This is a genomic window from Kitasatospora sp. NPDC004799 (genome assembly GCF_040609095.1).
Lineage (GTDB): Bacteria > Actinomycetota > Actinomycetes > Streptomycetales > Streptomycetaceae > Kitasatospora.
On sequence record NZ_JBEXJK010000695.1, the window covers coordinates 1 to 2307 of the forward strand.

The 2307-nt window shown below is 74.2% G+C and carries 1 protein-coding gene and 1 pseudogene; one reads left to right on the forward strand and one right to left on the reverse strand.

The window, feature by feature from the left end:
• Positions 1-938: pseudogene (locus ABZW03_RS39995) on the reverse strand (hypothetical protein); the annotation flags it as partial.
• Positions 939-1220: 282 nt separating this feature from the next.
• On the opposite strand from ABZW03_RS39995, the gene bioB reads away from it, so the two are divergent.
• Positions 1221-2307 (forward strand): biotin synthase BioB (bioB, locus tag ABZW03_RS40000; RefSeq protein WP_355269683.1); only part of this gene is annotated, 1087 nt, incomplete at its 3' end.

Consider the following 2307-nt stretch of genomic DNA (forward strand, 5'->3'; position numbering starts at 1 on the left):
CTGCCCGTCCACGAGGTCGTGCTGTCCGGCGCAACCGAGGACGACGCGGTGACCCGGCTGCTCGCGGCCTGCCCGCCGTCGATGGACATCCACGCGAACGGCGACCCCGCCGCGTAGGAGAGCGCCCGGGTGGCCTCGTCCAGGCTCTGCTCGGTGCTCGGCCCCGTGCTCGTGGCCGTCGGACCGGGCGTGGTCGGCGCCGGGGTGCCGGGCGGGGTGGTGCCCGCCGGGCGGCCGTCGCCCGGCCGCGAGCTGGTGACGGTCACGTAGTGCCCGACCGCCTCGACCCGCGGCTCGCCGCCCGGCTTGGTGCCGCCCGGGGGCAGGGTGGGGGCGGTGGTGGTGTCGGCGAGGATGAAGGCGACCGCGCCGGGCTTGGCCCGCAGCGCGTCGGCGGCCCTGGCGGCGGAGGGCTGGTCCGGGAAGCGCAGCAGGGTGACGCTGCTGAGCACCGGGCGGTCCTGGCCTGTGAAGCTGACGGTCAGGTAGCCCTGGCAGCCGGTGTCCTTCAGCGGGTCCTGGGTGCGGTCCTGGAGCACCTCGGCGCAGTTCTCGCCCTGCCGGACGCCGTTGCGCCGCGCCTTGAAGGCGCCGACCTCGACCGGCCGCTGGGCCGGGAAGATGTTGTCGACGTTGAGGGCCTCGGGGTCGGTCAGCGGCGGCGCGGCGCCCACCACCCGCGGCGTCGCGGACGCGTCCTTGCTCGACGGGCCGAGCCCGGGTATGTAGTCGCCGGGCATCGGGCGGGTGATGATCCATCCGCCCGCCGCGACCACCCCGACCATGACGATCCAGCCGGTCGCCCGGCGGCCCGTCAGCCGGCGGCCCCGCCTGCGGTCCGTCCCCCCAGCGGCGTCGGCGTCCCCGCCGACCTGCTGTTCTGCCCGGCCTTCCCGGCCCTCTCCCGGAGTCGGGGTGCGCTCCCCCTGCGTGGTCATGGCGCAGATTCTAAGCAACCCCGGGGTGGCGTGGATCACGGGGTCCGGGGTTGTGGATCATCGTCCGCCGGAGCCGTCCGCCGGTGTCTCCGCGGTGTCCGCGCCGACGACCCGCCGCCCGCCCACTACCCGCCGGTAACCACTGGCCGGGCGCGGCGTCAATCGCGTGACCAGCGGCGGAGCCGTGACCTTCGACACTGTGGCAATCGGCACATCCTCACACCGATCTTCTGGCGGGTTTGCTCTGGCGCCGTTCGACGACCACCAGGCAGGATCGGCCCCATGGATCTGCTCGATACCCTCACCGCCAAGGGCCTGCGCGGCGAAGTCCCGACCCGCGAGGAGGCCCTGGCCGTCCTCGCCACCACCGACGACGAGCTGCTCGACGTGGTCGCCGCGGCCGGCAAGGTGCGCCGCCGCTGGTTCGGCCGCCGGGTCAAGCTCAACTACCTGGTGAACCTGAAGAGCGGGCTCTGCCCGGAGGACTGTTCGTACTGCTCGCAGCGGCTCGGGTCCAAGGCCGAGATCCTCAAGTACACCTGGCTCAAGCCGGACCAGGCCGCCGAGGCCGCCCGCGCCGGGGTGGCCGGCGGCGCCAAGCGGGTCTGCCTGGTCGCCAGCGGCCGCGGCCCGACGGACCGCGACATCGACCGGGTCACCGACACCATGGCGGCCATCCGCGAGGCCGACCCCGAGGTCGAGCTGTGCGTCTGCCTCGGCCTGCTCTCCGACAACCAGGCGGAGCGGCTCAAGGCGGCCGGCGCCGACGCCTACAACCACAACCTCAACACCTCCGAGGGCACCTACGGCGACATCGCCACCACCCACACCTACGCGGACCGGGTGGACACCGTGCAGAAGGCCCACGGCGCGGGCCTGTCCGCCTGCTCCGGCCTGATCGCCGGCATGGGCGAGAGCGACGAGGACCTGGTCGACGTCGTCTTCGCGCTGCGCGAGCTGGGCTCGGACTCCGTCCCGGTCAACTTCCTGATCCCGTTCGAGGGCACCCCGCTCGCCAAGGAGTGGAACCTCAGCCCGCAGCGCTGCCTGCGCATCCTGGCGATGGTCCGCTTCGTCAACCCGGACACCGAGGTGCGGATCGCGGGCGGGCGCGAGGTGCACCTGCGCTCGATGCAGCCGCTCGGCCTGCACATCGCCAACTCCATCTTCCTCGGCGACTACCTGACCAGCGAGGGCCAGGCCGGGCAGGCCGACCTCGACATGATCAAGGACGCCGGCTTCGAGGTCGAGGGCGCCGGCGAGGCCACCCTGCCGCGCCACCGCGCGGACGTCGCCGAGGCCGCCCAGGCCGGCGGCGGCTGCGGCACCGCGGCCTCGGCCTGCGGCAGCGGCGGCGGCTGCGGGCCGT